A 22,723-nucleotide genomic window follows, 5' to 3' on the forward strand; every position below is an offset into this window, starting at 1 on the left:
GTTAATTGCTGTAAAAGTTTAAGAGATCAAGAGTTCAAGAGTTCATTCACTATTTAGGAGCAAATTCAAAATGATGTTTAACAGAACAACGATGTCACGCTATTTACCCTTGATCATGGGCGTTACTGCCTTATCAGCTGTGGCCTCAGCGTGCGCAGTAGAACAACCTTTACTGAAACAGCAGGCATCTCAAAAGCCCAATGTAGTTATTTTTTACGTAGATGATCTAGGTTATGGGGATATTTCTCCAAATGGTGCGATAGGGGTAGACACACCTAATCTAGATGCGCTAGCGAGCAAAGGCGTTAATTTTACTGACGCCCACAGCACTGCATCAACGTGCACGCCTTCGCGCTACTCCCTGCTCACCGGTGAACACGGATTTCGGCAAAACGCCGCTATTTTACCTGGCGATGCCCCCGCACTAATTCGACCGGGCAAAGCGACTTTGCCAAGCATGTTGCAAAAAGCCGGTTACACCACGGGTGTGATAGGAAAATGGCATCTAGGTTTAGGCGAAGGCTCAGTTGATTGGAACCAAGACGTTAAACCAGGGCCATTAGAGATTGGATTTGATTACAGCTTTTTGTTGCCAGCAACCGGCGACAGGGTACCCACTGTGTATTTAGAAGGTCATGAAGTGGTCAACTTAGAAAGCAGTGACCCTATTGAAGTCAGTTACGATCACAAAGTAGGAGATAGGCCTACCGGCGTTGACAACCCAGAGTTGCTGCGCATGAAAGCAGACCTACAGCACAGCCAAACGATCGTAAATGGGATAAGCCGCATCGGCAGCATGAGTGGCGGAGAAAAGGCCTTGTGGGTAGATGAAGAGTTTCCCGACGTGTTTTCGCAAAAAGCGGTCGAATTTATCGAAAGAAGCAAGAAAGACCCGTTCTTCTTGTTCTTCTCCTTTCAGGATATACACGTGCCCCGGTTACCTAACGAACGTTTCAAAGGTAAAAGTACCATGGGGCCAAGAGGTGATGCGATTGCACAAATGGATTGGGTTGTCGGCAGAGTTATGCAAGCGCTAACCACTCAAGGTGTAGCCGATAACACCTTAGTGATATTTACCAGTGATAACGGACCGGTATTAGACGATGGCTACGATGATATGGCCGCCGAAATGCTAGGCGAACATTTGCCTGCTGGCCCTTTTCGCGGCGGTAAATACAGTGTCTTTGAAGGAGGGACGCGCGTCCCTATGATTGTATATTGGCCGGGTAACACCGCTCATACACGTAGCAGCGCGCTTATCTCTCAAGTCGATATTTATGCTTCACTGGCAGGTTTAGTAAAGCAGCCTTTGGCAAAAACAGAAGCTATTGACAGCCTTGATGTAATGCATGCATTTTTAGGCAAAACCAACAATGCGCGCACCTACTTATTAGAAGAAGCCGTTGGGACGTTAGGTCTGCGTAAGCATAATTGGAAATACATCAAAGCAATCAGTAAAGAAAAAGGGTTACCAAATTGGCTCGGTAATAAAGACATAGAAATGGGCTTTGCGTTAAGGCCACAGCTATTTGACCTGACGGATGATGTTGGTGAGCAAACGAACCGTGCCGAGGATTATCCAGCGCTAGTGAACGCCATGGATCAAAAGATCCAACAACTTATCGAAAAAGGCTTCAGATATAGCAAATAACAAATAGCAAACAACAACTAACAATTAGGGGACGGTCGTTACAGGCACTTTTTAATACATTGCATAAAGTGCTAAGTCATCTTTTGCTTATGCCTTTATACAGGATTTTACATAGGCCTTCCTATAACTCGTTACGTTTTCAGGCACGTCAAAAAGGATCGGTTGTCGGTTCTTTTTACGGGCCTTTTTAAAAGTGCATCATAGTCTTGATAAAGGGCTAACCACGGAGTTACCGCCACGCTGTAAAATGTGAGTGTATATTTGCGTAGTGCGCAAATCACTGTGACCTAGCTGGTCTTGCACAGTGCGAATATCAGCGCCGGATTTTAAAAGATGGGACGCACAAATTTGTCTGGAATTAAATTTGAACATCCGAAGGATGGCCCGTAGGGAAAAATGCAAGGACGCATTTTTTAAATGAGTGGCGAAGCGTGTGCGGGGTAACGGTTTTAGGAATGTTGGCTTTTTTAGCGGCATGTCGTATTGCTTTTTGCACCGTAGACCCATCAATATGATGACGCCTTAATGATTGATTTTCGGGATCAGTTGATAGTTGACGCGAAGCAAACACATATTGCCATGGTAACGAGCGATTGGCGTTCTTAAACTTAAGCCTTAGACGATGAGGTAGATAAACGCCATCGTATTCTGGGTTTAACAAGTCTGCATCCAGATATTGTTTTACGACAGTGATCTGTTGTTGCAAACTAGGTGTAAGCTCATCGGCTAATGTAACAATCCGATGTTTACCACCTTTACCATTCCAAACCCGTATGGATTTGAAATTAAAATCTATATTTTGGACTCTCAATCTCACACATTCCATTAAACGCAAGCCACTTGCATATAAAATTGATACCGCTAACTTCTGTTGAGCATTTACAACTGCGAGTAAATTCCGCACTTCATCAGTCGTGAGAACGATTGGCAGTTTTTGTTGGCGAGTACTTTTAATAAAATTAAGCTTAAAATTTAACGGTTGACGAATTATGTCGCGATATAGAAATACCAAGGCATTTAACGCTGATTTTTGGGTTGATGCAGCCACATCTAACTCTAAAACTAAATGTGAAAGGAAGGCTTCTACCTCTTTATCGTGCATTAAATTAGGGTGTTTTTTCTGATGAAAGTGAATATAGCTACTGATCCACTTAAGATAAGCTTCAATAGAGCGTTTTGAATAACGTAATTGGTACATTTCATCCTTTATCATATTCAAGAATATTGATTTAGGCATAAGATAACTCTCCTTAAATAACTGTATATTTGCACAGTTGTAGTGAATAATCCGTATAACAGCAAGATTTAAGAATTTTTCCGTGTTTCCACAGGTAAAAAAACATAAATCTGGAAAAAATTTAACCTGTACAATGAGTTAGTGGCTGTGGTAGAAATGAATTATGTAGAAAGCCGGAAAGGTTCCGTGTTTAATACGCGGATGCAATCACGGAACCTTTCCGGCTATTAATATTGTTATATGCTCGAGGTAGGTTAAGTAATGAGGGATCTAAACAGCAAATCATGGATGTACTGTTCCGCTGTACTAGCTTTTCCAGTAGCTGCACTATTCAAAGGCTTATTTACATGGGCTGTTCCACTATATGTCGTAGCTATCGTGCTGATATTTGCAGATCCTTTATTTAAAAATTTGAGAAGGTCTATTCCTTCGGCAAATCGTTTTGTAATTGTTATTCTTCTTTCAGGTGCGATTGTTGGTCTAATAGCAAATATTTTTCCAACAACACACACATGGCTCGTAGCTTGTTGGTTTGTTTTTTTTATTGCTTTTGGTTGGCCAATTGCTTCAAACATTGATAAAAAAAATGGTATCTGAGAGGAACGCATATAACAATCCAATTAATCCGACCTCAACTCGCTGCGCTCTTTTCGTCGGCTTATTGGGGCGTTAGCCTGCAGGAACCTGATGAGCCATTCAAATGAATTTAATATTAATCTATCAGAGGAAAGTGATAGAGGTGCTGTACTTATAGTTAGTGCAATGATAGAAGTTGAATTAGTTAAACTTATTAAGCTACGGCTTGTTGAAAATTGTAATTTAAAAAAATGCGGCGTAAGTAACTTTTCGTCTAAGATCGAAATGGCGTTCTACTTAGGAATTATCAGCGAACAAAGTAAAGAACTTTATAATGGATTGCGTACGGTAAGAAATGAATTTGCTCATAGTACTGATTTTTTGAATTTAGGAGAAATTACATAGAGAAATTACATAGACACCCATCTTTAGAATCGGAAATTACATAGACACCCATCTTTAGAATCGGAGAAATTACATAGACACCCATCTTTAGAATCGTATTAAAAAGCACACCTGCTCAGAGGGGGAAATGCCGCTAAAAAGCGTTAAAGTACTTTTCATCTGAAACCAATTACATAGACACCGAAACCAATTACATAGACACCCATCTTTAGAACCAATTACATAGACACCCATCTTTAGAGTCGTATGAAAAACCAATTACATAGACACCCATCTTTAGAGTCGTATGAAAAAGCACACCTGCTAAGAAGGGGGGATACCCCTCAACAAGGATTAAAGTACGTTTTAGTTTAGTGATTGAGAATTTTCTTAGAATAATGAGCGCTGAGGATGGGAACGGCGCGCAAGGTCAATTTTTAGCCAGGCGTCAACGCTACAAGAGATGCTTTAGATGTGTCAGTTGCAGTGTTTTATGCGCGGTTTAACAACGCTTTCGCTTTGGTCATTCCCCGCAGCCGTTGATGATGAGTGTGGCGCTTGAATGCATTCATCATTTGCTCCGCACCTGCTGCGTAGCAGAAGTGTTTTTCGAATTCAGTTGTTAATGTTAACCACTGAGCAGAGTCTAATCCCAATCTTTGAAGAATAGGACTGTGGATATTATCGATATGACCGGCCTTATCATCTCGAATGAATCGGCCTGTCGTGTCTACCAATTCACAATAGTCTTTGAGTGAGTAAGCGATACCTTTGGGCATTTCTTCACAAGGGTTTCCTATAAAGGGCATTAACACGGTCGGTTGTGGTTGTTGGTTTTTAATGGCGTGAATTCGCTTTTTGATACTGGTGTGCTTTGACGTTTCAGGTGTGTTTGCCATTTTGGCTCGGATGGGGTTTAAATCTACATAGGCCATGCACGCCAGTACGGCACTTTCATCTAATAAGGCCTGAGATTTAAAACGCCCCTCCCAGAAATGGCCAGTGCAGCCGTCCTCTTTATTGGCTTCACGAGCAATATACTCATTCAAATCACGCATAAACCAACTTATGTCGTACAAGCGTTTTCGGTAGGTTTCAACTGTCTCATCAAAAGTGATTAGCTCACCTTGGCTCAACGTATCGCCGTTCATAAACTTCTGAGTAAGCAAAGTGCCTCTGTGCAGCTTGTGGTAACGCCTCAACACTTCATGGCTATCCCAATTATCAGCCATTGTTTTATCCACACATAGCACCACATGCGTGTGATTATTCATGACCGCATAGGCACAAATGTCGATGGAAAATACCGTAGATAAAAACAACAAACGCTCTTCAACCCAGCCTCGGCGATGCTCGTAACTCTGACCAGAATGCGTATCGACTCCGCACAAGAATGACTGGCGTACACACCGGGAAACGCAATGGTAATAAGGAGTATCGATTAAACTGATTTGGCTTTTTCGAGGTTGAGGCATAATCCATCTACCTGACAAAAATGAGACACACTTCAAGTCTAGTTCAGCCCTGAAAATTGACCATTTTTATAATGGGTGTCTTTCTTTCGTTTCCTTTGTATCGCTGACATCATCGCCATGTACAAAACGGTTCTGACTTGATGTCTGCCACCTTGGATTTTCCGCAACCCTTTATAGCGCCCACTTTCTCGATTCATGGGAGCCACACCGACTAACGCAGAGGCTTGTTCTTGGTCATGTAACCTAACTCTGGCAGGTTACTGATGATGGAAGCGGAGGCTATTTTTCCTATTCCTTTCATGCTCTGTAAGATGCAATTCTTCGCTTGATGAATTACATAGATACCCATCTTTAGAATCTTATAAAAAGTCTCTTGCTCAGAGGGGGGAATGCCGCAAAAAAGGTGAAAACGCGGGGTACACTGTCTGGCTTGTTTTTCGGTGAGGTTGTCAGCCACTATGTTGTGGAATAACACAAACCGGTAACCTGTTTTAATTATCGAATTTGGCGTCTAATTCCTTACACTGGAGGGATGAATAAATCATAATAAAAATTGAAACTAAAATGGCGAACAATAAAACCCTCTTACATTTTTCAATAGCCGTGTGTTTAGCTTTATCAGGTTGTAACCGTGAACAAACACCTGAATCATCAAACTCTACCAGTGAAGCTAAAGGGGAGATGAATAACGCGGTGAATAACCGTACTTTGGACGTAAAAGCCACTCCAGTAGACGAGGATGAACGTGAGTGGGTGTCGCTTTTTAACGGTAAAGACTTGCAAGGCTGGCAGACCTTTGTGAGTTACCAACCTGAAGACAGCAATTATCAAGATCCTGACAACTTGCCTGTTCGCGGTATCAACAATGACCCTAAAAATGTGTTCAGCGTGCAAGGTGGGATGCTACGTATTTCAGGAGAAGAGTGGGGCGGTATCAGCACTATCAAGGAATACGAGAATTTTCATCTTAAATTTGACGTGAAATGGGGCGATAAGAAATGGCCCCCCAGAGAAAACTTACCCCGTGACAGTGGTGTATTGTATTTTGCGGTAGGAGAAGCTGGCGCATCGATGAATCATTGGATGCGTAGCCACGAAATGCAAATTCAAGTAGGCGATAGCGGCGATTATCATAGCCTTGATGGTGTTTTGATTGATGCTCATTGCGGCGATGCAAACGACGGTGACTGGCATTTCTACCGCTACGATCCGGATATGCCACTGTGTAAAGACATCGCTAACCGTGTATTGAAGTTAGGCGAGTTTGAGAATCCGATCGGCCAGTGGGACTCCATGGAAGTTATTGCAGATGACACTATGGTCATTCATAAAATTAACGGCCACGAGGTGTTTCGTGGTTATCAGTCAAGGCAAGTGATTGATGGGGAACACGTGCCGCTCACAAAAGGAAGAATTGAATTTCAATCAGAGGGAGCAGAAGTCTTTTATCGAGATATTCGCATAAAGCAAAACCCTTAAGCTATTGCATCAAAGCAAGGTCGGCTGCGGTTAAAATCGCAAATTTAGCTTATCAATAAATACCGCTACGTTGATAGCTAAGCAGCATTATTTATCGTCGCTGAGCTTAAAGTTAACTAAGTTTCAGCGATTTGGCGCTTATCGCTTTGTGCTATTTCGATTGAATGCTCTAGTTGTCGGTTATGCAGTGTCAGCGTTTAGCTCAAAAGCGCGCATCCAGTCTTAACTCAGCGCCATCAGTGTCAAGCGCTGTGCCTCTTGCCTTAATCATCATCCTAATGCTAAGTCTCAACATTAATCTTGAACGCTAAATATTTAACAAAACGCAGTGCTATTTTGCGCTGACATCACCTTCAAGCCAGTCGTCTGTTCTAAAGGGCACCGCAGGTAAGTTTTCATTATTTGTAAGGTTGGCAATAGGGTTATTGGCCCAGGCGTAACGGACTGCAACGGGCTTGTTAATCTCTGGGTGAGAAACGATGACTGTTGCGCCTTCAATGTGCGCCAGCGCCTTACGAAATACTTTGTTAGCGCCGGCAATAATAAAGCCTTTTAATGGGGTATTGTCAGTCGTTCTGAGCCCCTCGGCGTTGTTAAATTCAAGCTTAATTGCGCCTTGATTAGCAATTGAGCGCACAAAGTCAGGGCCATTTGTCACCAGGCTATGCCCGTATATCTTAAATGCGGCTTGGCGCCATAAACGTTCTCCTACTTGGCGTTTTTGCTTGGGATGTAAATCGTCAGCACTGCCAACGTCTATTGACACCGCCATTGCGGTATTCGGTACTGATAGGGTTTGTCGCTGGGCATCTCGCAGGTAAGCCCATTTGCTATCGGGTTGCAATTCACTTGGTGGAAGATAGGCGGATATTTGTACGAAAAAGAATGGCAATTCAGGAGCTTGAGCTCGCTCACGCCAGTTACCAATTAAGTTGCTAAAAAGGGTGTGGTAATACTCGTGCTTGTTGATGTTGCTTTCACCTTGATACCAAATCACGCCTTGGGTGGTAAAAGGCAGTAATGGGTAGATCATCGCATTGTACAAAAAGCCTGGGGTAAAGCTGTAATTTGTCACTTTAGGCATCGGGGCTTCGATGTTGTTATTGAACCGCCAATGTGAAGAGAGGTCGATTTTAGAGCCGTCTATGTCTAAAAATATTTGCCCTTTTTTACCGACAATCACTCGATTATCCCAGTCGCTATTGACACGCAGCGTGATAATGTTTGTGCCTTGTCGCAACAATGCTGTGGGTATAGCGTGAACTGATTCATGGGTCTTCCAGTCTTCGCTCGCTAAGTGTTGGCCGTTAATAAAGATAAAAGCGTTCTGCACGATATCGCCGAAACTTAACGTGATGGGAGAGTCGGGTAGATTAGTCAACGTGAACTCTTTGCGTAGCCAAACGAAATGATGCAATGGCGTTTTGTTGGGCAATTCTATGTTTTGCCAATGGCTATCGTCATAATTTAATCCGTTAGCTTCTTGTCGCTTTGCCCCTTCGAGATCGTTTATCCGTTGCCATTTTTTTACGTTCTTCGCTTTGTTATCAGCAAGTATTTTGGGCCAGTTGTGCTGTGCTTTAACCTTTGCACTCTTTTCCGCATACCCTGGCGTGGCAGCGACAACGTTCAAATCAATCCAAGATTCAGCCGGTGTGCCGCCCCAATTGCTCTCAATAATGCCCACAGCAACATCTTCTTGCTGTTGTAGTTTTCGAGCAAAAAACCAGGCAACCGCAGAAAAATAACCAACGGTGTGGGGCGAAGCGACCTGCCAATGGCTATCAGGTAAGTGACGCTGTTTAGTGGCAGCAACTGTATCGGGTATATCGAAAAAGCGAATGAGAGGCCGGTTGGCCGTAATGATTTCTTGTTGATTGCCAACAACATCTCCTTTTAACTTCCACTCCATGTTGGATTGTCCGCTGGCTATCCATAGTTCGCCGTAATACACATCATGTAGGGTTTTTGATTCATCCGCCTCAACTGTTAGCGTAAAAGGCCCGGCTTTATCGTGCGCTGGCAACACGATTTCCCAATCACCATTGTAATCCGATTGGGTAAGGTAGTGTTGCCCCAATAAACTAACTGTGATTTTTTGGGCTGCAGGTGCTTCACCCCAAATTCGAACAGGTTTTTCTCGCTGCAATACCATATGGTCTGAGAATAACGGCGATATTGTCAATGCATTGACCTTGCTATTCATGCCTAGATAAAAAAGAAGTCCTAAAAGAATAAGGTGTCTCATTGCCGCTCCGTTATGACGTAAATAGACTCACTGTTAAACTTCTTGGTGTGATATTGCTGTTTTACGGCGAAATAGGCGCCGTTCATTTATGATATTTGCTTCTAATAATAAAGCGACTAGCGTTAAACCGATACTTACATGGCATGTTGATTAAGTGAGAGAAATTCATCTTCACTGAATTGACGTTTGAATGTGAATGCACTGGGCGATTCACTGTTATCGCGCAAAAGAGTAAGCTTGCTGATAGCTTCATCAAGGCTGGGCGTATGTCCTTGTGGGATCCACCACAACACATAGGTGTCTACGTCACTGTGTTGAAACCATTCTTTTTTACGGCGCATAAAATCTCTGTGATGTGTCTTAAACATAAAAGCCTTTAAGGCATCAATTGATTCCCACACTGACATATTCACAATCATGTTCGGATCATCAAAAGCATGGATGTGCGTGGCATCTCCGCTGTCATCTTGTAAGCGCCAAATAAAACCTGCGCTTGCCTCTGCTATGGCATTAATAGGCGCTAAATTATTCACAAAATCAGCCATTTCAGGTGCGTCTATTGGGTATAAAGTGGAGGCAATATTTAATTGGGCTAACGGCATCAGGGCTCCTAGTGAGTAATCGACGTCAAGTTTGTCAGTAACATCAGGTTTTGAGTTTTAAATTCTTGGGTTAGATAGGCTCAATGCCTGCACCTATGACAATCGCCCATTCATTCACATGCCAGTTTTTAACTAGTCCATGGCGCACATAGGGATCATTTTTTGCAAACTCTTCGGCGACGTTAGGTGAGGCACCTTCGAATACCAAAGCCGCGCCTAACGTAGGTTCGGTGAGTGCGCCGCCTAAACGCAGCTCACCCCGTTCGCAGGCTGCTTGAGCCAGCTTTAAGTGCTCATCTCGGTACGCTTCACGCCTTTTTAGATAGTCAGGCTCAACATCGTACGTCAGCAGATAATACATCTCGTTCCCTATCCTTTTTATAAATTCGCAGTGTACATCTTAAAGTAGATTTCAACGTACACAGCATAAATATGAGAAATAGTAGCAAGGAAATAAAGCAGAGTGTGCAAGCAGGTGTCAGTCATTATATAAATAAGGTTAATAGTAAAATGTGCAGATAAAACGTAGCTGCTGTTTACTGGCATTAAAGCGTCGTATGATGCTATCGAGTTGCCAAAAAAAGACCAGCTAGGCTGGTCTTGATTTCTTTAACACTTTCGTTAGCGCTATCTTTAACAGCATAGGAATAACGAGCAGATCGGTCGTGGACTATTTAGGAAGTTTAAAAGTCCAGACGCTGCCACCTTGGTTAAAGTGTTTAACGCGCTGTGCTACATCACCACCCCAAAGTGGAACGGCGCCCCCCCAGCCTGATAACACTGAAATGTACTGTTCTCCGTCCATTTCCCACGTAACGGGTGAGCCAACTATGCCTGAGCCGGTATTGAACTTGTATTTTATTTCTCCCGTTTTAGCATCAAACGCGAGTAAATAACCTTCAGGGTTACCCATAAACACTAAGTTACCTGCGGTGGCTAAAACGCCTCCCCATAATGGCGCGTAGTTTTGGTAGCGCCACACTTCTTTGCCTGTTTTAGGGTCGATTGCTTTTAATACGCCTATATATCCCTCGTTGATGGGTTTAATAGTAAAACCAGCACCTAGGTAAGCAGCGCCCTTTTTATAGGCGGTCGGTTCATTCCATATGTCCATTTCCCACTCGTTGGATGGCACATAAAACAATTCGGTGTCCTTGCTGTAGGCCATAGGCATCCAGTTTTTGGCACCTAAGAAAGCAGGTGCAGACACCACGGATGTGCCTTGCGTGCCGTCTTTTGACTCCGATGGATCGCCAGGGCGGTTGCTATCCACGAAGATAGGGCGCCCATTTTTGTCTAATCCGGAAGCCCATGTGATTTTATCAGCAAACGGGAAGCCTCGAATGTAGTCACCGTTCTCACGATTCAATACATAGAAGAAGCCGTTTCTATCCGCAGAGCCTGCCGCTTTGATGGTTTTGCCATTTTCTTTGTAATCAAAAGAAATCAGTTCATTTACGCCATCAAAATCCCAGCCATCGTGCGGAGTCGATTGAAAGTGCCACACTATTTTACCTGTGTCTGGGTCAATGGCTAAACGAGACGAAGAAAATAAATTGTCGCCTGGGCGAAGGTGAGAGTTCCACGGGGCAGGGTTACCGGTGCCGAAGAAGAGTAAATCTACATCAGGATCATAAGTGCCGCCTAACCAAGGCGCAGCGCCACCGGATTTCCATAAATCGCCAGGCCACGTTTGGCCGGGCTTACCACCCGATATGCCGTTCTCGGTTTTCTTTCCATCTCTCCATATGTAACCCATATGGCCTTCAACCGTAGGGCGCTCCCACACGAGTTGGCCATTGACTGCATCGTAAGCACGCACTTTACCGACTACGCCAAATTCACCGCCGGCTACACCAGTAATGATCTTGCCTTTAACGATAATAGGGGCTGCGGTGATAGAGTAACCGGCTTTATAATCTTCGACTTTTTTCTTCCAAACCACTTTACCTGTGTCTTTATTCAAAGCGACTAATTTGGCGTCTAACGTACCGAAAATAACGAGTTCACCATACAGGGCTACACCGCGATTGATCACATCGCAACAGGGCATAATACCGTCAGGCAAACGGGCATCGTATTGCCAAAGTTCGTCACCCGTGTTGGCGTCAATGGCATAAACCCGAGAATACGAACCTGTGACGTACATAACGCCATCTTTAATTAAAGGTTGTGACTCTTGCCCTCGCTGCTTTTCGCCACCTAATGAAAATGCCCAAACGGGACGTATCTCTTGCACCGTGTCGCCGTTAATTTTTGACAGGGGGCTGTAGCGTTGACCTTTAAGGCCCATGCCATACGACACCACATCATCTGTGGTCGCTTGGTCATTTAAAATATCTTTGTCTGTAACGTTTGCGGATACCGCAGGGGACAGTGCAATGGATATGAGCACTGATAATGACAATACTGCTTTCATACCTTTATTGTTCATCGTTATTTCCTCATGAAATTTTAGTTTTTTGCGTGTTTGAATTCAGGGCCTAATGAAGGTCATTGCTGTCTATTTCATATTGTTAAAACGGACCCCTTAATTAGGGTAGATGCATAGTATTCTGTGCGTTTAATTGGCTCTATGACTCAGGCGTAGGATATTTATTCATCACTTAGTAGGAGAGCTTAAGGCGTACGTTCAGGGAGAATAATATTCAGGGATTTCATATGTAATCTGGTAATCCTCAAATATCTTTCTCATGGTGCCGTCTTTCGTCATTTGCTCAACAATATCGCCTATGGCATAACCCAACTGGCGATAATCCGCCTTGACGGCCATGCCGATGTCCCACTTTTGTTTGCCAATATTCGGGAAACCGTTTTGTGCCAAAGGATAGCGCTGGTTGTTTAAATGGCTTTGGTAGTAACTGATTTGACTGCGCATGCCCATCACAGCATCCACTTCTTTTGCTTGCATTGCTTGTATCGCCAAAGGGATGGTGACAAATTGCTTGCTTCTGTCGCGCATGCGGCCAGCAAAGGCTGACATCAAATAAAACTGAGGGATAGAATCGTTTTCAACGCCTATATCGTGGTATTGGAAAACCGCAATTGTTGGCACAGACTCAATCGCTGATTGGTCAAACACTATCTGCCAAGATTCCACGTGGTAAGGCGCAAACATATGCACTTGGCCGTTCACCAATTCACCTATGTCATCGCGTTTCAAGCTGTATTTTTTATCGTAGGGGACCCGCAGCATTAGGTCTGCCACGGTGCGATCGAGGAAATGCCCCTTCCAGATATTATTACGTAGGTCATCTTCTACGGACTCATCCGCAGTGGCCCATTTTAACTTGAGCTTTACGCCTAGTTGCTGGGCAATATGCTTGGCTATTTCCACATCAATGCCCAGATCTTGGCCGTTTTGTTGAAACGAAAAAGGCACGAAATCGCGATAAACCGCTACCGTGATAAAGTCGGTTTGTATGATGTCATCGAAAGGGCGGGCCAGACTTGTTTGGCAGATAAACAGCGCGTAAGCCGCCCATATAACCCGATGTAAGGTTTTACTGGGTGTCACTGACAGACTCTAACCAGCTGCGAATGGCCCACAATGCTTCTTGATTGAGGTGTTCGGTCATCTTAGGCATGTAAACAGCACCGTTTCGGACAGCCCCATTTTGCACGCGATATACGTACCATTCGTCGCCATCGTAGTCAGGGGCTAGCATGCGTAAATCCGGTGCTATACCTCCAGAGACACCGCCTAAGCCATGACATCGCGCACAGTTCTGATTGTAAGCTGATGAGCCAACTCGCAAAATTTCGTCCCGGTCGTGACCTTCTACGTCACGGTACGGATTTGTGTCAGACCATTCTTCGCCTAACTCGGGTATGGTTGAGGTATCAACACTCTGCGGCGTCACAGAGCCATGTGCAGCCAAACCAAAAGAACAAGTCGTTATGGCTGCTATAAAAATGCTGCGGCTTAATGTATGTCTAATCATCACCGTTTATCCTCTTTGTATGTAACTGGTTAGTCATTTAATCAACGAGGGTCAGCTTACCCATCTACGGGGCATTCACACATTGCACTTTAGCTAGATTAAATCTCATCCTTTAGGATGATTTTTAACAAAGTTTCTCAGTGAAAATGCACTTAACTCTTTAAATTCAAATGGTTAGCGGATGTGGCCTAGAATTTCCAACAGGGGTGTTCTTCTATATGCTGATGTTAAAAGTCGTTTTAGCATGAACTGTAGTGTGCAAAGTAATGTGCAAGATAGTATGCAAGATAGTATGCAAAGTAGTGTGAAATTTAGCGTAAGGAGAAGAGCGGACTATGAACACGCAAACAAGCCGTTTAATGAAGCAGAAAATAAGCGTTATTAACCGTCTCACTTGGGTTTTGTCTACGGTTTGCATTTTGCTATGGAATGGCCATTCGGTCGCTAAAAATGCCCCCCTTAACTATGAGGTGAGTTATTTGAAGCTATTGAACGCGCCCGTGGCAACGTTCAGCAATATCAATGTGTTACCTGAAAACAGTGGCTTGCCTGGCGCGCAGTTAGCGGTGGCTGATGCTAACTCAACAGGTAAATTCATTAATCAATCTTTCACATTATCTCAGTTTGAGTTGCACGCTCCTCAAGAAGTGCTTAAGCGTATTGATCAGCAGTTTAAAAAGGGTGTGTTTGTATTTCTTGTCAGTGCGGACAGCGGTGTGTTTGAAACCATAGACAAATGGGCAAAAAACAAACCTGTGCTGGTGTTTAATGTCAGTGAGCCGGCGGATGATATGCGCCACACCTTGTGTTTGTCATCTGTGTTACACACAGTCCCAAGTTACCGAATGAAGTCAGACGCTTTGGCACAATGGCTTGTGGCAAAACGGTTATCTAAAATATTGTTGATCAAAGGCAAGGGAGTGGCCGATGAGCATATAGCATATGCGTTTTCTCTTGCAGCGAAACGTTTTGGATTAAACATTATCGAACAAAAAGTGTGGGACTTTAACACTGACTTGCGCCGCAGTACTCAGCAAGAAATTCCGTTATTTACTCAAACCTCGCGCCCCTATGATGTGGTATTTGTCGCTGATGCTCACAAGGACTTCGCCGAATTCATTCCTTACAACACATATTTGCCAAGGCCAGTTATCGGTTCAGCAGGGCTAGAAGCACTGGCATGGCATCGAGTCATAGAGCAGTGGGGGGCGGCGCAATTGCAAAGTCGTTTTCGCAAAATGGCGGCAAGAGACATGAATGAATTAGATTTCAGTGCTTATTTGGCAGTGCGAAGTGTCGCTCAAGCGGCCCAGCAAACAGGTTCAGGTAAACCGGCAGAGTTGATTGATTATATTCATTCTGATGACTTTGAATTGGCTGCATATAAAGGGCGTAAGCTCAGCTTTCGTTCATGGAATGGTCAGTTAAGAATGCCTTTGGCGTTGGTGCAACCCAACGCTTTTGTGTCTGAATCGCCCCAAGCGGGCATGCTACATCCCACAAACGAACTTGATACCTTGGGTTTTGATGCACGCGAAATGCGCTGCGAATGAGCCGCCAATATCACCAGAGGTCACATATGAAAAAGAACGTTTTGAATATATCGCTAATGCTGGGGATGTTGCTTGGCTGCAATGTAATCACTTTGGTACACGCCCAAGAACTCGCTTACGTTTCCAATGAAAAGGACAACACGATTTCGGTCATCAATCTTGCACAGCACAAAGTGCTGCGAGAGTTTGACGTTGGTCAACGACCCAGAGGGTTGGTACTGAGCCATGATGGCACTATTGCTTATCTGTGTGCCAGTGATTCTGACAGTATTCAGATCATTGATTTAGTTAATGAAACCGTTATAGGAGACTTACCGTCAGGAGAAGACCCCGAAACCATTGCGCTGCATCCCAATGGCAAAATCATTTATACCTCGAACGAAGATGATGCCCTGCTCACGGTAATTGATATAGCATCGAGACAAGTGATTACACAAATCGATGTGGGTGTAGAGCCCGAGGGGCTAGCTGTCAGCCCCGACGGTAAACTGGTTGTGGTTACCTCGGAAACAACCAATATGGTGCACTGGATAGACACAGAAACCTACGAAAACATCGATAACTCATTAGTCGGCGCACGCCCCAGATCGGCAAAGTTTTCACAAGATGGCAAGCAGCTCTGGGTTAGCTCTGAAATTGGTGGCACCTTGAGCGTGTTTGACGTTAATACCCGTCAGGTTATTCATGAATTTATTTTCGCTATTTCAGGGGTGCATAGGGACAAAGTACAGCCAGTAGGAGTAGAGTTGAGCGGTGACGGAAAAACAGCATTCGTTGCTCTGGGCCCAGCCAATCATGTGGCGGTCATTGATGTGCCTAGCATGAATATCGAAGAATATTTACTGGTAGGCAGACGGGTTTGGCAACTGGCGTTTAATCAAGACCAAAGCAAGCTGTTAACCACCAATGGTGTTAGCGGGGATGTGTCGGTAATCGATATTGCAAAGCGTAAGGTCACGCATTCTATCAAAGTAGGGCGTTACCCATGGGGCGTAGTTGTGCGTGGTGCGCAATGAACAAGCCATCAGACGCGAAGCTTAACCCGGTTGGGCAAAAAATTTCGAACAACAACCAACCCAGTCATAAAATAACCCACTCCAGTATCGAGGTGCGAAATTTGTCATACCGCTATGGCAAAAAGCGCGTGCTTGATTGCGTGAATTTAACCCTACCACAGGGTATCAATATTCTGCTTGGACCAAACGGTGCGGGTAAAAGTACCTTATTTTCTTTGCTTACCGGTTTAAAGTCTGCCCCGGGAGCTAACCCAAGCGCCAACAAACGCCTTGCAGACGATGAGGCCAATAGTGACATCAAAGTATGTGGTTTGAGCCTGCAAAGCGCCCGCAAGGACATCATGCGCTCAATGGGAGTGGTGTTTCAACAAAGCACCTTGGACCTAGATTTAACCGTTCAACAAAACTTGTTGTACCACGCATCGCTGCACGGTATTTCATCGGCGAATGCTCTGAGTAATATTGGTGACATACTGTTGGGATTATCCCTCAATGATAAGCTGGCTGTGAAAGTCAGAGCCTTGAATGGGGGCCATCGCCGGCGGGTAGAAATAGCCCGAGCCCTGTTACATCAGCCTAAGGTGCTATTACTTGATGAACCTACCGTAGGGCTTGATATAGAGAGCCGCGCGCTGATCATCAAATACGTGCGCACCTTAACCCAGCAACAAGGCCTTTGTGTGTTGTGGGCGACGCACCTGATGGATGAAGTCAGTGCACAAGACAGCTTGGTTGTGCTTAATAGTGGGCAAGTTAAAGCGCAAGGGGTTACCCAAGATTTATGTGCCCAATATCATGTCGATGAGGTGCCTCAGCTTTACCGTACGTTAACCGCCAGCATGGAGGCACTATGAACCCAGCAACGTACTTATACTGCATGAATGGCATTATTAAGCGAGAGGTATTGCGCTTCTTACAACAAAGGACCCGCTTATTGAGCGTATTGGTGCGACCATTGCTGTGGCTGGTTGTGTTTGCGGCTGGGTTTCGATCTGCGCTGGGGATCTCAATAATGGAACCCTACAGTACCTACATCACCTATCAGCAATATATTACGCCCGGGCTTGGCGGCATGATCATCTTGTTTCATTGCATGCAAAGCTCGTTGTCTATGGTGTATGACCGAGAGATGGGCAGCATGAAAGTTTTACTTATGAGCCCAATGCCTCGGCCCTTTTTGCTTTTTAGTAAACTCGTGGCCGGTGCTATTTTGTCGACCTTTCAAGTGCTTATATTTTTGTTCATCACCCGATTAGTGGGAGTCGATATTGAATTTACCGGATATTTATATGCTGTACCTGCTATTTTCTTGATAGCGTTTTTCCTCAGCGCGCTGGGATTAATGCTCGCGAATCTTATTACTCAGCTAGAGAACTTTGCAGGCGTGATGAACTTTGTCATTTTCCCGATGTTTTTCTTGTCCAGTGCACTGTATCCCTTATGGAAAATGCAAGAAGCAAGCGCCGTGTTGTTTTGGGTCTGTCAGTTTAACCCCTTTACGCACTGTGTAGAGTTATTTCGATTTGCGCTTTACGGGCAAGTCAACGAACTTGCTTTTACCGTGGTTTTTAGCAGCGCCATGGTGACTTGCGTTATTGCCCTAGTGACGTTTCGAGGTCGTGGATAATGTCTCCCTGCTTTACAAGCAGTAATGCGCGCTGACTTTGGCAGGAATGGCCTCCTACTTTAGAAGGAGGCTTAAGAATGACTTTTAGTTAACGTTATGAATTATATAGATTATTTTAGTTCTTTCTTTTCTTGGCGTAAGTTGTAGCAAAGGCATCTATCCGTTAATTTCCTTGTTGAAGTGATAACTAACGCAATGGAATTGATGATGAGATATGCAGTCGCAGTCGGTGTAATGTTAAGTTTTGAGGGCATGGCAAGTGAAATCGCCAGTCTTGAAACAATCAGTGTGTTTGGCCAAAATCCTCTTTTTAGTGAACACAACACCACCAGTATCATTGGCAGTATACAAACCATTAGCACAGAGGAACTAGCGCAAAGCAATGCGCTCTCGCTGTCGCAACACATGAAAAATCGCTTAAACAGTGTGCATATCAACGATGTACAGAACAATCCTTTTCAACCTGACGTGCAATACCGCGGATTTACCGCGTCGCCTTTGCTTGGGTTACCACAAGGTATTTCTTTATACCTCAACGGTATTCGATTTAACGAACCATTTGGCGATACCGTCAACTGGGATCTTATTCCTTTTGCTGCCCTTGATAGCGTCGCGTTGTACTCGGGCTCGAACCCTAGTTTTGGGCAAAATACCTTAGGCGGTGCATTAGACATGCGGGTCAAAAATGGTTTCACCTTCGCGCGCAATGAACTGGACCTACAAATAGCCAGCTTCGGTCAACGCCAAGCGACGGTGCAAAGCGGCGGAAACAATGGCCGTTGGGGCTATTATGTGGCAATTAACCGTTTGAGCGAAGACGGCTGGCGAGACTTTTCAAGCAGTGATTTGAAGCAGGTGCTAGGCACACTAACCTACCAAGGGGATATTCATCATCTTGAGTTATTCGCCGCGGCTAATGACAACGCCCTGACCGGCAATGGCGCTGTGCCCGAGGGATTACAAGTCGCCCAGGGGTACGACGCTATTTACACTTACCCGGATAAAACTGAAAACGATCACCGCATGTTTGCGCTTAGTAGCGAGTCAGCGTTAGGTAATGGTTTTACAATGCAAGCAAACAGCTATTACCGACGCAACAATATTGACACTACTAACGGTGATGACAGCGACTACGAAGAATGTGAGTTTAATAATGTTGTTACCTTGTGTGAGGAAGAAGATGACGACGTAGAGCGTGTCGAATTTGTGGGTTATGCCCCAGAGGTAAGCTTCAGTGACATTTCTGATTTGGACGCTGACGATATAGACGGCACGTTGAACCAAAGCGCTACTGAAAACAAAAGTTATGGCGTAGCTTTGCAGCTTATGCATAGTAAAAAAACTCAGCATGCAGAGCATGAATGGGTCATTGGTGGCGGAATTGATCAAGCTGATATCGATTTTATCAGTGATACCGAGTTTGGTATTTTGCATAACAGCACACCAGAGGATGATCGTTCAGTATCACCCACAGGTTTTTTTGATAGTGAGTCCCAAGTGAGGCTAGGGGTAAAAACTTATGAGCACTACCTCTACTCAGGTTACTCAGTGCGCTTTGATGAGCGCTGGTTACTCAGTGTCTCTGGGCGCTATAACGACAGTAAAATATCGATGCACGACAGGATAGATGTTGGTGAGGGCTCGTTAAACGGCGAGCACCATTTCAATCGTTTCAACCCAGCGTTAGGCGTTCAGTATTCTGTTTCCCAAAAATGGGATATATCACTGAGTTACAGCGAGTCGTCACGTATGCCAAGCCCAGCAGAGCTAAGTTGTGCCGATGAAGATGACCCGTGTAAATTACCCAATGGTTTTGTGGCCGATCCGCCATTGAATAAAGTCGTTGCGAAAACCATTGAGGCGTCAGTTGATTATCACACTGATGCTAATACGCTAACGGCCACTTTATATCGCACCAAAAGTGTGGATGACATTATTTTTCAACAAGCGGGTGTGACGCAGTCAGAGGGCTACTTTATCAATGTTGATAAAACCAATCGCCAAGGGGCAGAACTGTCTTTCTTGCATCAGCGAGAAAACCTTAGCTTTGGTGCCAATTACAGCTACTTAGACGCTACTTTCGAATCAGAATTTGTCACATTTAGTCCGAATAATCCCTTAGGAGGAGGTCGTCAAGTGGAAGCTGGAGACACGATCCCTGGCCAGCCTCAGCATCAAGTGAAAATGCACACCGATTGGGCACTGAACGAAGCACTGAGTGTAGGCGCCGAGTGGTTGTTCTCATCGTCATCGTACTACCGCGGGGATGAAGCAAATGAGAACAAAAAAATATCGTCTTACGCAATTGCCAATGTGTATGCCAAGTATCAAGTAAGTGAGTCTGTGCAGCTTTCAGCGCGGATTGATAACGCCTTTGACCGCCAATACCATACCTTTGGTACCTATGGTGAGCCAGACGAGGTGTTAGAGGATGTATACCCTGAAATTGATGAGGCTTTTTTTGTTGGCCCAGGCAGTCCAAGACGAGTAACGGCTAATGTGCAGGTACAGTTTTAATGACTAAGCATGCTGGTATTCATCGAAAATGCCGTCTTTCTGCCTTAATTGACGAGAGTAGTCATACTAAAGGAGGAAAGAATAAAAACCAGGTGAGCAATAGCATAAAACATACATTATCGAATACTTTGAGAACTGTGATGTTTCGAGAGTCAGTTAAAAAAAGAATCCCCGTTTTTCAGCTTTCCATGCTGGCTGTTACCAGCTTGGTTGCAGCGAGTATCGCCGAAGCCAAAGCTACCGAGGCAAATACTGCCAAAGCCAATATGTTCAAAGAAGACCTGTCTGAGTCACAGGTTACAACGACTGATATACCTGATGTCATTGTTGTTACAGGCACGCGTCAAGCGGAAAACCTATTAACACTGACTGGTAATTTGGCGCGCATCAATCGCCAAGATATTCAAACGGTAAGCTCGGTTTATCCAAGCGATCTACTTAATCGCGCGAGTGGAGTGTATGTACAAGCCAATAATGGCATGGAGTCTTTGCCTTCTTTGCGCTCTCCCGTACTGACCGGACCGGGTGCAGGGGGGGCTTTTTTAATTTTAGAAGATGGCATTGCAACACGTGCAGCAGGTTTTGCAAATAACAACGGCTTATCAGAGCTTAACTTAGCACAAGCACAAGAAGTGGATATCGTACGTGGCCCAGCGAGCACTATTTATGGGTCAAATGCGGTTCACGGTGTGGTGAATGTGATTAATCAAGCGGTACGTGACGGCGGGGACGTATCTTTGTTACTTGGGCCAAACGAGCACTATCAAGTGCAAGGTACTCTGGGCAACGATTTTGGTGCACACGGTTTAAGCATTAATACGCAATTAATAGACAATGGCGGCTACCAAGACGACAGTGATTTCACGTCAGCCAAAGTGGGGCTGCGTCATGAATACCGTGATGAGCTCAACGCGATAACGACCAGTGTTGCGGGCTTCTTACTTGACCAAAATACCGCGGGTTTTATTGCCTCTGGCGACAATGGGGAAGGTTGCTTTGAATCTACTTACGCAGATGACCGCTTGTTTAAAGACACCCAAGCAATGGAAAAAAACTGCGAAGACGACGCCTACCGAAAATGGTCATCAATGCGTGTTGCGAGTAAGTGGCAACGTACTTTGTCTGATGACAGATATTTTGTGCTTACGCCTTACGTTCGAACGAATGATATGGAGTTTCGCCAGCATTACTTACCCTCTGAAGCGATAGAAGAAAATAGCCACTCCAGTTTTGGATTGACCAGTAGTTATCATTGGCAATTTGACCCGCGTCTCGCCCTTGTTATGGGGGCTGATGCAGAGTGGACTTCAGGCGAGCTCACTGAAACCCAACAAAAGGCCAGTACCTTTAGCTTTGGTAAAGCGCGCCAGCAAGGTGTGCATTACGACTATGAGGTTGATGTGTTGACGTTGGCTCCTTATGTTCAAGCCGACTGGCAATACAGTCACGCGTTGAGAATGTCTGCCAGTGTGCGTTTTGATAGTACCCATTACGATTACAAAAACAGGCTTGCTGATGGAACCACACAGGCTGACGGCAGCCCATGTGTTAATGGTAACAATGAGCCTGTGGCATGTTTGTATCAACGCCCAGCTGACAGCAAAGATGATTTCGATAACATCAGCAGCAAGATAGGGTTTAATTATTTGATGAACGAGAGCGTCGCGCTTTTTGCTGATTGGTCTCAGGGATTCAGAGCGCCGCAGACGACCGACTTGTACCGAATTCAAAACCAGCAAGTAGCAGGACAAATTGAATCAGAAGAAATTCGGAGCCAAGAGGTTGGGGTGAGAGGCTTAGCACTTGATATGAACTTTGAGCTGGTGGCTTTTTATATGACTAAAGATCACTTCTTCTTCAGAGATGATGATGGCCTGAATGTAACTGATGCTGAAACGTCTCACAAAGGCGTGGAAGTGGGGCTTGATTATCCAATACTTAGTAACGTATCTATTGCGGTTAATTACACCTACGCGATTCACCAATACGAATCAGAACATGCCAATAGCGGTGTACTGAAAGGGAACGACGTCGATACGGCTCCACGTCAGTTGGGCAATGTGCGTCTCGCTTGGCAGCCCACTAAAGACTCATCGTTGGAGCTCGAATGGGCGCACGTGGGTCGTTACTACCTAGATCCATCGAATGAGCATGAATACCAAGGGCACAATTTGTTGCAACTTCGTGGTCAATTTTCACTGTCTGATAAAGTGCGTCTTTTGGCGCGACTAGAGAATGTACTAGACGAGCGATATGCCAGTCGCGCAGATTATGCGTTTGGCTCTTACCGCTACTTTGGAGGCCAACCCAGAGCGATTCATTTGGGCATTGAAGCAAGATTTTAATGCTTAAATTACATGTCAGCTATTAAAAAGCGGGTACAGATTTAAACAAGTCTAGTCAGCAATTGGGGC

At 44.7% G+C, this 22,723-nt stretch carries 17 protein-coding genes and 2 pseudogenes; 9 read left to right on the forward strand and 10 right to left on the reverse strand.

The annotated features are described in order from the left end of the window. Positions 1-70: 70 nt before the first annotated feature. On the forward strand, positions 71-1,651 hold the full coding sequence (locus tag AC0L6N_RS07295) for a sulfatase family protein (protein ID WP_473480165.1): 1,581 nt from the start codon (positions 71-73) through the stop codon (positions 1,649-1,651). A 198-nt stretch (positions 1,652-1,849) separates the two neighbouring features. Here AC0L6N_RS07295 and AC0L6N_RS07300 read toward each other — a convergent pair. After that, positions 1,850-2,888 (reverse strand): annotated as a pseudogene (locus AC0L6N_RS07300) (integron integrase). A 254-nt stretch (positions 2,889-3,142) separates the two neighbouring features. Next, positions 3,143-3,496, reverse strand: a complete 354-nt coding sequence (locus tag AC0L6N_RS07305; RefSeq protein ID WP_473480167.1) for a hypothetical protein — start codon at positions 3,494-3,496, stop codon at positions 3,143-3,145. A gap of 79 nt (positions 3,497-3,575) precedes the next feature. On the opposite strand from AC0L6N_RS07305, the gene AC0L6N_RS07310 reads away from it, so the two are divergent. Then, positions 3,576-3,869 carry a hypothetical protein gene (locus AC0L6N_RS07310; protein ID WP_473480168.1) on the forward strand — a complete coding sequence of 98 codons (294 nt, stop codon included), beginning with the start codon at positions 3,576-3,578 and terminating at the stop codon, positions 3,867-3,869. A 470-nt stretch (positions 3,870-4,339) separates the two neighbouring features. Here AC0L6N_RS07310 and AC0L6N_RS07315 read toward each other — a convergent pair whose 3' ends face one another. Next, on the reverse strand, positions 4,340-5,323 hold the full coding sequence (locus AC0L6N_RS07315) for a transposase (RefSeq protein WP_473480170.1): 984 nt from the start codon (positions 5,321-5,323) through the stop codon (positions 4,340-4,342). A gap of 95 nt (positions 5,324-5,418) precedes the next feature. Further along, positions 5,419-5,654, reverse strand: a pseudogene (locus tag AC0L6N_RS07320) (IS110 family transposase); the annotation flags it as partial. A 233-nt stretch (positions 5,655-5,887) separates the two neighbouring features. Between AC0L6N_RS07320 and AC0L6N_RS07325 the strand changes: the two are divergent. After that, on the forward strand, positions 5,888-6,802 hold the full coding sequence (locus tag AC0L6N_RS07325; RefSeq protein ID WP_473480171.1) for a 3-keto-disaccharide hydrolase: 915 nt from the start codon (positions 5,888-5,890) through the stop codon (positions 6,800-6,802). A 331-nt stretch (positions 6,803-7,133) separates the two neighbouring features. Here AC0L6N_RS07325 and AC0L6N_RS07330 read toward each other — a convergent pair whose 3' ends face one another. From AC0L6N_RS07330 to pedF, 6 genes are all read right to left on the reverse strand, one after another. Further along, positions 7,134-9,050: a sialate O-acetylesterase gene (locus AC0L6N_RS07330; protein WP_473480172.1), complete on the reverse strand. Its 1,917-nt coding sequence runs from the start codon at positions 9,048-9,050 to the stop codon at positions 7,134-7,136. Between the two features lie 134 nt (positions 9,051-9,184). Continuing rightward, positions 9,185-9,652 (reverse strand): DUF3291 domain-containing protein, encoded by a 468-nt coding sequence (locus tag AC0L6N_RS07335; protein ID WP_473480173.1) that lies wholly within the window; start codon positions 9,650-9,652, stop codon positions 9,185-9,187. 70 nt (positions 9,653-9,722) lie between these two features. Further along, entirely contained in the window at positions 9,723-10,013 is a 291-nt protein-coding gene (locus AC0L6N_RS07340) for a YciI-like protein (RefSeq protein WP_473480174.1), read from the reverse strand. A 309-nt stretch (positions 10,014-10,322) separates the two neighbouring features. Continuing rightward, the gene (locus tag AC0L6N_RS07345; protein ID WP_473480176.1) at positions 10,323-12,086 is read right to left on the reverse strand and encodes a PQQ-dependent methanol/ethanol family dehydrogenase; all 1,764 of its coding nucleotides are present in this window, start codon (positions 12,084-12,086) and stop codon (positions 10,323-10,325) included. 198 nt (positions 12,087-12,284) lie between these two features. Further along, positions 12,285-13,169: a substrate-binding periplasmic protein gene (locus AC0L6N_RS07350; protein WP_473480178.1), complete on the reverse strand. Its 885-nt coding sequence runs from the start codon at positions 13,167-13,169 to the stop codon at positions 12,285-12,287. Then, the gene (gene pedF, locus AC0L6N_RS07355; RefSeq protein WP_011574675.1) at positions 13,156-13,596 is read right to left on the reverse strand and encodes a cytochrome c-550 PedF; all 441 of its coding nucleotides are present in this window, start codon (positions 13,594-13,596) and stop codon (positions 13,156-13,158) included. The genes AC0L6N_RS07350 and pedF overlap by 14 nt, the downstream gene beginning before the upstream one ends. A gap of 335 nt (positions 13,597-13,931) precedes the next feature. Between pedF and AC0L6N_RS07360 the strand changes: the two genes are divergently transcribed. From AC0L6N_RS07360 to AC0L6N_RS07385, 6 genes are all read left to right on the forward strand, one after another. After that, positions 13,932-15,149, forward strand: coding sequence for an ABC transporter substrate-binding protein (locus tag AC0L6N_RS07360; RefSeq protein WP_473480179.1), 1,218 nt, complete (start codon positions 13,932-13,934; stop codon positions 15,147-15,149). A 26-nt stretch (positions 15,150-15,175) separates the two neighbouring features. Continuing rightward, on the forward strand, positions 15,176-16,165 hold the full coding sequence (locus AC0L6N_RS07365; RefSeq protein WP_473480181.1) for a YVTN family beta-propeller repeat protein: 990 nt from the start codon (positions 15,176-15,178) through the stop codon (positions 16,163-16,165). Continuing rightward, complete coding sequence (locus AC0L6N_RS07370; protein WP_473480182.1) at positions 16,162-17,019, forward strand: ABC transporter ATP-binding protein; 858 nt, start codon at positions 16,162-16,164, stop codon at positions 17,017-17,019. Before AC0L6N_RS07365 ends, AC0L6N_RS07370 begins: the two co-directional genes overlap by 4 nt. Continuing rightward, positions 17,016-17,792 carry an ABC transporter permease gene (locus AC0L6N_RS07375; protein WP_473480184.1) on the forward strand — a complete coding sequence of 259 codons (777 nt, stop codon included), beginning with the start codon at positions 17,016-17,018 and terminating at the stop codon, positions 17,790-17,792. The genes AC0L6N_RS07370 and AC0L6N_RS07375 overlap by 4 nt, the downstream gene beginning before the upstream one ends. A 207-nt stretch (positions 17,793-17,999) precedes the next feature. Continuing rightward, positions 18,000-20,309, forward strand: coding sequence for a TonB-dependent receptor (locus tag AC0L6N_RS07380; RefSeq protein ID WP_473481279.1), 2,310 nt, complete (start codon positions 18,000-18,002; stop codon positions 20,307-20,309). Further along, positions 20,309-22,654: a TonB-dependent receptor gene (locus tag AC0L6N_RS07385; RefSeq protein WP_473480185.1), complete on the forward strand. Its 2,346-nt coding sequence runs from the start codon at positions 20,309-20,311 to the stop codon at positions 22,652-22,654. Before AC0L6N_RS07380 ends, AC0L6N_RS07385 begins: the two co-directional genes overlap by 1 nt. Positions 22,655-22,723: the final 69 nt, after the last annotated feature.

The organism is Paraglaciecola sp. G1-13 (genome assembly GCF_055809255.1).